Consider the following 7662-nt stretch of genomic DNA (forward strand, 5'->3'; position numbering starts at 1 on the left):
GCGCCCGGCTGAACCAGGCCCGGTCAGAGCGCGAGCGATGCCCAGCCGCCGCCCCGGGCGAGCAGGGTCTGCACGGCCAGGGCGTGGTCTGCGAACCCGGCGAGGTCGCGGTGCAGCAGGGCGGCGCGCTCGTCGTCGAGCGGCGCGGTGTCGTCCGCCCACAGCTCGCACGTCCAGCTCGCGGCCGGGTACATCGAGGTCAGCAGCCGCGCGACCTCGGCGGACTCGGTGCCGCCCGCGGCGAGGTAGTCGGCCAGGATCTCGGCGCACGCCGCCATCAGCTCCCGCAGGCCGCGCACCGCTTGCCCGGGCGTGCCGTCCCAGTCGGCGCGCGGCCAGGCCGACGAGCCGAGCGCGAGCCACAGCCGCCACCCCGCGATCAGCTCCTCCTGGTCCCGCGGCGTCCACTGCCCGTCCATGACCCGAGTGTGCGCCCGATTCGGCCCCGCGGGCGGATGGCATTCCTCACCCTCCATTCGTCCACTGTGGACAAATGTGGTCGTGGCAGCCCCGGCCGGGCGCGGTGACCTCCGTGAAAGGATGGCCCGGTGACGACGGAGACGAGCGCGGATCGCGTGCTGTACGGGTGCATGGGGCTCGGCGGGAGCTGGGACGCCGAACCCCTCGCCGCGGCCGACATCGACGCGGCCGAGGCGGCGATCCAGGCGGCGCTGGAGATCGGGATCACCACGTTCGACCACGCCGACATCTACCGGCGCGGCAAGGCGGAGGCGGCCTTCGGCGAGGTGCTCGCCCGCACACCCGGGCTGCGCGAACGCGTCGTGCTGCAGACCAAGTGCGGCATCCGGCAGGCCGAGGGCGACCGGCCCGGGATCTACGACCTGCGCGGGGACAGCATCGTCCGGCGGGTGGAGGAGAGCCTCGCCCGGCTGCGCACCGACATGATCGACGTGCTCCTCCTGCACCGGCCCGACCCGCTGGCCGACCCGGAAGACGTCGCCAAGGCGCTCATGTCGCTGCACGAGCAGGGCCTCGTGCGGCGCTTCGGGGTGTCGAACATGAGCGCGGCCCAGATCGCGCACCTGCAGGCGCACCTCGGCGTGCCGCTGGTCGCCAACCAGCTGGAGATGAGCCTGCACCGGCGCGACTGGTGCGAGGCCGGGGTGCTGGTGAACACCGCCGAAGCCGCGTCGATCGGCTTCCCGCTGGGCACGATCGAGCACTGCCGGGCGAACGGGATCTCCTTGCAGGCCTGGGGCCCGCTCGCGCGCGGCCGGTTCACCGGCGGTCAGGATACGCCGACCGAGCGGGCGACAGCGGAACTCGTCGCGGCCCTGGCCGAGGAGAAGGGCACGACTCCGGAGACGATCGTGCTGTGGTGGCTGCAGCGCCACCCTGCGGAGATCGCGCCGGTCATCGGCAGCGCGAAGCCGGAACGGATCCGCGCCTGCCGCGACGCGGCGCAACGGGAACCCGACCTCACGCACGAGGAGTGGTACCGGCTCTGGATCACGGCCCGCGGCGCCGCGCTGCCCTGACGGCGGTCACGCCGACCGCGGAGTGGGTGGCGTGGGTCGCTGTCCGGATGCGATCTGCTCGACCTGCGCGACGACGGCCGCCTGCCACTCAGCGGGAACGACGGCGAAGACACCATCGTCGACGGCCTGCAGCGCCTCGTGCGCGACGAGGCCCGGCTCGATCCCGTCCGGCGACATGCCGGTGGAGACCAGCGCCGGGCAGATCATGGTGACCCGCACCGGTGTGCCGGCCAGGGCCATCGCCGCGTGCTGGGCGACGGCGACGACGGCGTGCTTCGACGGCCCGTACGCCCCGCCGCCCGGGAAGACCGTGAGGCCCGCCAGCGACGCGGTGATCAGCACGTGGGCCTGCTCACCGGAGGCGAGCAGGCCCGGCACGAACGCCCGCAGCCCGTTGACGACGCCGCCGACGTTGATGCCGAACACGCGATCCCACTCGTCGGCCGGCACCTCCCACGGCGCGCCCAGCGACGCTCCCACCACACCGGCGTTGAGGCAGATCAGGCGCGCCTGCGGGGCCTGCGCGGCCAGGGCGCTCATCGCGGCCGGGTCGGACACATCGGCCGTCACGCCTGTCGCGCCGAGCCGCTCCGCGGTCGCGGAGAGCGCGTCGGCATCGACGTCGGCCAAGACGAGGTCGGCGCCCTTGGCGTGGAGCGCCTCGGCCAGTGCTCGCCCGATCCCGCTCGCGGCACCGGTGACGACAGCGGTCAGCGCATCGCTTGCCAAGGACTTCCTCCAGGGAGTTCGAAGTTGGATCGGAATGATCGAGCAGCAGCCTAGAGCAAGGGACCGCTTCACCGGATCAGCCTCCGGCGGCGTGGCCGTGCGATCGACAGCGGCGGCCCCTCGGAGGGAGGTCGATCACCAAGTCACTCGGAGTTCGTGCATCCCGTAGATGGTGGCGTCCTCCTTGAACGGGATGTCCGCCAGCGGGGTGGCCAGGCGGAGATCAGGAACGCGGCGGAACAGCGTCTCGAAGACGATCGCGAGCTCGACTCGCGCCAGCGTGATGCCAAGGCACATGTGCGGACCGAAGCCGAACGTCAAGTGGTGCCGCGCATCGCGCCAGATGTCGAACTCGTCCGGGCGGTCGTACGCGTCGGGATCGCGATTGGCTGCGTAGAACGACAGGAGCACGCCTTCGCCGGCGCGGATCACGACATCGCCCATCTGCACGTCCTCCACCGCTACTCGCGAAGTGACGACGTCCCCGATGGTGAAGTACCGGAACACCTCGTCGACAGCGCCGGGAATGAGGCCGGGGTCTTGCCGGATCGCGGCGAGTTGTTCGGGATGCTGCTGGAACGCCAGGACGCCCAGGGCGATTGCGCCGGCCGTCGTCTCGTTCGCGGCGAGCACGAGCAGGAAGGCCAGAGCGACTATCGCCTCGTGGTCGTCCCGGCCCTCTTCCGCCCGCTGCCTGATGATCTGGCGGCCGAGCAGGTCGTCGGTGGGGTTCTTCTCCTTCTGCTGAACCAGGTCGTCGACGAAGTCGTGCAGTTCCACGTGCGCCTTGGCGCGTTCCTCGTCCGCAGTGCGCTGGCTGGACAGGCGCGAGATGCGCTCCTCGAAGTATTCGTGCTCGGCGTAGGGAACGCCCAGCATTTCGCAGCTCACCCTGGACGGTACCGGCAACGCCAGCGTCTCCACGATGTCGACGGGGGGCCCGGCGTCGAGCATCGTCGCGAGGCACTCGTCGACGATCTGCTGGGTGCGTGGCTTCAGCCGGTTCACCCGCTTGGCGGTGAACTCGGGCAGCACGGCCCGTCGGGCACGGGTGTGCTCGGGCGCGTCCATCCCGGTCATCGTCTGCGGTACACCCCTCGTCAGCTTTCCCTGACCAGGCATCAGCGGTGGGAGGCCCGGGTTGTGCCGGTCTGCGCTCATGCGCGGGTCGCTCATGATCCTGCGGACGTCCTCGTAGCGGGTCGCGAGCCAGGCGCTGCCGCCGTCCAGCGTCCGCACTCGAACCATCTGCCGCTCCGCGCGCAGCCGCGCGTAGATCGGCGGTGGGCTGAAGGGGCACGTGCGGCGTGGCAGCGGGAAGGTGGTTTCACCGATGGGTGCCTCGGGAATCATGTCTCCTGCCTTCGAGTGAGCCTTTTTCATCCTGGTCGGCCCGCAGCCGCGGGTCGCAAAGCTGCACGTCGATGGGCTGTCGCATGCGCCGCAGGCGCATAACCCACCTACGACACTGGCACCGCCGCGGGTTCTCAGAGGCTTCCTGGCGAGGACGGCCCTGACGCCGTGTATTGGACATACATAAGGCAGGGCACCCACAGTCCAGGGAGCCTCTGAGGTTCCGCTACCCGCACCGCCACGCAAATCGAGGTTGGAAAAACCTCAGTGGTTTCGGATCATTGCGGCTTGGCCGCGACGAACACCGCGTAGCCCAGCGCCGAATTCTCGGCGATCCTGGGCAGCGTTTCGCGCGCTTCGACCCAGTAGTCCTCCTGGCCGGACGGGGTGGTGAAGGTGTGCTGCAGGCGGGCGAGGTTGTCCTGGACCACCGCCAGGGTCTGCCGCCAGCTGCGGTCGGAGACGTCGATCGCCTCCACCATGACGAGGCCGGCGTCCGCGACAGTCTCGGCGTAGTCCTCCAGCGTCGGCATGGCGGAGATGTGGAACCCGGCGAGCCGTTCCTCGACCGCGGTCTGCTCGTCCAGGTCGGGGCCGCGCCGGATGAAGTCCGCGACGGCGAGCCTGCCGCCGGGGCGCAGCACGCGCGCGGCCTGCGACAGCGCGCGGCGGCGGTCGGGCATGTGCAGCAGGGACTCGAAGAACCATGCCGCGTCGAAGGATTCCGGTGGGAAGGGCAGGTCCAGGGCGTCGGCGAACGCGAAGCGCACCCGGTCCTGCAGGCCTTCCTCCACCGCGCGTTCGGTCGCCGCGGCGAGCTGCTGGCGGCTGACGTTGACGCCCACCACGTCGACGTTCCTGGCGCGGGCCAGGCGGACGGCGGGTTCCCCGATGCCGCAGCCGATGTCGAGCACGGACCGCGCCGGCTCCACCGCCAGCTTCTCGATCATCAGGTCGGTCATGTTGTCGGCGGCCTCCCGCATGCTGCGGGTGGCGTCGTCCCAGAGTCCGAAGTGGAGGCTGCCGTCCAGCAGCGCGGTGAACACGTCGCCGTGCTCGTCGTGGACTTCACCGGCGCCCGGTGATGGTCGCTGTGCTCGGTTCATCTCGTGGATCTCGCCTTCGAGGCTGCGGTGATTGCGGAATTCGTTCCGGCGCGATCCGGCCGTGCCGGACCGGCGGAATTCGGGGACCGCACTGCACGCTATTGCAGCGGAATGGGGTGCTGCAACCGAGGAAACGACTTCGACCTGATCGTGGAACCACTTCGGAAAAGTGGATCAGCGGTGCCGTTTCGTCGCGTCGCGTGCGGGTGTCGATAATCCGCTGGGGTGAACCGGTGGAATACCGGGTGTCGGCGATTCTCGGCCGTTGCTGGGCCATTTCGGTACACCTAGCATCGGGTTCGTCGTCCGCAATTCCCACCGAATTTTCCAGCATCGGATCACAGGAGGAAAGATGGGCACGAGCGACGTGGCCGGCCCGGTGGAACTGTCCATGAGCGACGAGTTCTTGGCCAATCCCCACCCGTGCCTCGCGGCTTGGCGGGAGAGTGGTCCGGCGCAGCCGGTCGTCCTGCCGGACGGGCGCGAGTGCTGGGTGGTGACGCACTATCCCGACGTCGTGAACGTGCTGTCCAGTCCTCACGTGAGCTGCGACCTCTCGCCGGAGCGCAGCGGCGCCGACGAGGTGGCGCCGGAGGTGGCCGAGGCGTTCCGGTCCATCCGGCAGGGACTGTTCATCAACATGGATCCACCCGACCACACCCGGCTGCGCAAACTGGTGGTGCGCGAGTTCAGCGCGCGCCGCGTGGAAGCGCTGCGGCCGCAGGTGCGGGCCATCGCCGACAGGCTGCTGGATGCGTTGCGCGGCGAGGACGAAGTCGACCTCGTCCGCTCTTACAGCTATGCGTTCCCGGTGTCCGTGCTGTGCGCGCTGCTCGGCATTCCGGAAGCGGACGCCGTGCAGTTCCGGGAGTGGACCAACCAGGCGCTCGGATTCGTCGGAGACCCGGAAAAGGCGCCCCAGGTGGTCTCCGCCGTGAACTCCTTCTACGCCTACTTCGAGGAATTGCTCGACGCCAAGCGAAGGAATCCGGAAGACGACCTGCTGAGCGCGCTGGTGACGGGTGCCGGCGGCGAAGTGGCCGATCGGGAGCTCGCGGGAGTGGCGCTGCTGCTGTTCGTCGCCGGGCACGAGACGACGTCGCACTCCCTGGCGCTCGGCGTGCTGTCCCTGCTGGACCACCCGGCGGAACTCGCCGCCGTGCGGGAAGATCCCACCGCGTTGGCGGCGCACGTCGACGAACTGCTGCGCTACGACGGGCCTTCCACGCCGGGGGTTTTCCGCTTCACCACGGCGGACATCCAGCTCGACGACACCACGATCCCCGCCGGTTCCTGGGTCCTCGCGTCGCTGGCCGCCGCGAACCGCGACCCCGAGCGGTTCGCCTCGCCGGACGCGCTGGACTTCGATCGCGCGGAGAACGGGCACGTCGCGTTCGGTCGGGGAATGCACTACTGCCTCGGCGCTTCCCTGGCCAAGGTCGAGATGGAGATCGGCCTCGGCTCGCTCTTCGAGCGCTACCCGAACCTCGAACTTGCCGTGCCTGTCGAGAAGTTGAGTTGGCGGCCCGGCTACATGCGCGCGGTGGAGGAACTCCCGGTGCGCCTGGGACCGCTCCGGACCAGCTGATCCCGGCCGGTGCGCGGTGGCGGACGCTCCGCCACCGCGCACGCGGCCCTCAGACCCAGGCCGACAGCCGGGGCAGCACGGACCGCAGCACCTCCGCGATCTCGTCGAACTCCGGCTGGTCGCAGATCAGCGGCGGCGCCAGGTGGATGTAGGGCTTGTCGTGGTCCCCGCACCGGATGTGCAGGCCCGCGTCGAACAGCTCGCGGCGCAGCCGCCGGTCGATGAGCTGCTCGCACTCCTCCGGCGAGAACGGCTCCTGCGTCGCCTTGTCCTTGATCAGCTCCAGGGAGAACAGGAACCCGGCGCCCTGCACGTCGTTGACCACCGGCAGTTTCCGCAGACCCTCCAACGTGTTGCGCAGCGCCGCCTCCTTGTGCAGCACGTGCTCGTAGACGCGCTCCTGCTCCAGGACGTTCATGTTCGCCATGGCCACGGAGGTCGACACCGGGTGGCCGCTGAAGGTGTAGCCGTGGGCGAACATGACGTGCTCCGGCAGGAACGGTTCCAGCAGCCGCTCGGACGCGATCGTCGCGCCGAGCGGCGCGTAGCCGCTGGTGATCCCCTTGGCGCAGCAGATGATGTCGGGCTGGAAGCCGAAGCGGTCACAGCCGAAGAGGTGGCCGAGCCTGCCGAAGGAGTCCACGATGTCGTCGGAGATCAGCAGCACGTCGTACTGGTCGCAGATCTCGCGGACGCGGGCGAAGTAGCCCTCCGGCGGCACCACGCAGGCGCTCGGGTGGGGCAGCGGCTCCAGGATCACCGCGGCGACCGACTCCGGGCCCTCCTGCTCGATGGCCGCCCGGATCTCCTCGGCGTCGTACGGGTCGGCCACGTTGCGGCTGACCGGCCCGCGCGGCTCGAAGATCTGGTGCAGCAGCGCGAAACCGCCCATCGCCACGGCCGCGTAGGTGCTGCCGTGGAAGGACCACTCGCGGCTGATCACCTTGTGCTTGCCGGTCCTCCCGGTCAGCGCGAAGTACTGGCGGGCCAGCTTCCACGCGCTGTCGACGGCTTCGCTGCCGCCGCAGGTGAAGAACACGCGGTTGAGGTCGCCGGGCGCCGCGGCGGCGAGCCGCTCGGCGAGCTCCACGGCGGGGCGGGGCGCGTGCTCCATCGCCGGGAAGTAGGCGAGCTCGGCTGCCTGCCGCGCCGCGGTGGCGGCGAGGTCCGGCCGCCCGTACCCCACCTGCACGACGAACGCGCCGGCGACCGCGTCGAGGTAGCGGCGCCCCTGTTCGTCCCAGACGTAGGGCCCCTCACCGCGGGTGATGATGGACACCGGCCCATCCGTCGGCTCGCCGTAGCCCCGCATCAGGTGATCGCGGGCGGCGAGCCCGAGGCGGCCGTCGGCGGGCTGCGCGGTGGTGGATTCGGAGGTCAGAGTCAT

The 7662-nt window shown here is 70.3% G+C and carries 7 protein-coding genes; 2 read left to right on the plus strand and 5 right to left on the minus strand.

Annotated elements, in window-relative coordinates; genetic code table 11:
* Positions 1-23: 23 nt before the first annotated feature.
* Entirely contained in the window at positions 24-419 is a 396-nt protein-coding gene (locus ACWEV3_RS07975) for a hypothetical protein (protein WP_452613164.1), read from the minus strand.
* Between the two features lie 129 nt (positions 420-548).
* Between ACWEV3_RS07975 and ACWEV3_RS07980 the strand changes: the two genes are divergently transcribed.
* Positions 549-1499: an aldo/keto reductase gene (locus ACWEV3_RS07980; protein WP_452613165.1), complete on the plus strand. Its 951-nt coding sequence runs from the start codon at positions 549-551 to the stop codon at positions 1497-1499.
* 6 nt (positions 1500-1505) lie between these two features.
* Here the strand turns inward: ACWEV3_RS07980 and ACWEV3_RS07985 are convergent, their stop codons facing one another.
* The 3 genes from ACWEV3_RS07985 to ACWEV3_RS07995 form a co-directional block, all read right to left on the minus strand.
* Entirely contained in the window at positions 1506-2228 is a 723-nt protein-coding gene (locus tag ACWEV3_RS07985; RefSeq protein ID WP_452613166.1) for an SDR family oxidoreductase, read from the minus strand.
* Between the two features lie 135 nt (positions 2229-2363).
* A complete protein-coding gene (locus ACWEV3_RS07990) occupies positions 2364-3581 on the minus strand; it encodes a cytochrome P450 (protein WP_452613167.1) in 1218 nt (405 codons plus the stop codon).
* Between the two features lie 278 nt (positions 3582-3859).
* A complete protein-coding gene (locus ACWEV3_RS07995) occupies positions 3860-4687 on the minus strand; it encodes an SAM-dependent methyltransferase (protein WP_452613168.1) in 828 nt (275 codons plus the stop codon).
* Positions 4688-5039: 352 nt separating this feature from the next.
* Here ACWEV3_RS07995 and ACWEV3_RS08000 point away from each other — a divergent pair, with 352 nt between their 5' ends.
* On the plus strand, positions 5040-6275 hold the full coding sequence (locus ACWEV3_RS08000) for a cytochrome P450 family protein (RefSeq protein ID WP_452613169.1): 1236 nt from the start codon (positions 5040-5042) through the stop codon (positions 6273-6275).
* Positions 6276-6324: 49 nt separating this feature from the next.
* On the opposite strand, the gene ACWEV3_RS08005 is transcribed toward ACWEV3_RS08000, so the two are convergent.
* Complete coding sequence (locus ACWEV3_RS08005; RefSeq protein ID WP_452613170.1) at positions 6325-7662, minus strand: aminotransferase class III-fold pyridoxal phosphate-dependent enzyme; 1338 nt, start codon at positions 7660-7662, stop codon at positions 6325-6327.

Source organism: Saccharopolyspora sp. NPDC003752 (assembly GCF_053605825.1).

Coding starts and splice junctions, on each gene's coding strand:
- ACWEV3_RS07975 (WP_452613164.1), bottom strand. CDS start 419: ATGGACGGGCAGTGGACGCCGCGGGACCAGGAGGAGCTGATCGCGGGG.
- ACWEV3_RS07990 (WP_452613167.1), bottom strand. CDS start 3,581: ATGATTCCCGAGGCACCCATCGGTGAAACCACCTTCCCGCTGCCACGC.
- ACWEV3_RS07995 (WP_452613168.1), bottom strand. CDS start 4,687: ATGAACCGAGCACAGCGACCATCACCGGGCGCCGGTGAAGTCCACGAC.
- ACWEV3_RS08000 (WP_452613169.1), top strand. CDS start 5,040: ATGGGCACGAGCGACGTGGCCGGCCCGGTGGAACTGTCCATGAGCGAC.
- ACWEV3_RS08005 (WP_452613170.1), bottom strand. CDS start 7,662: ATGACTCTGACCTCCGAATCCACCACCGCGCAGCCCGCCGACGGCCGC.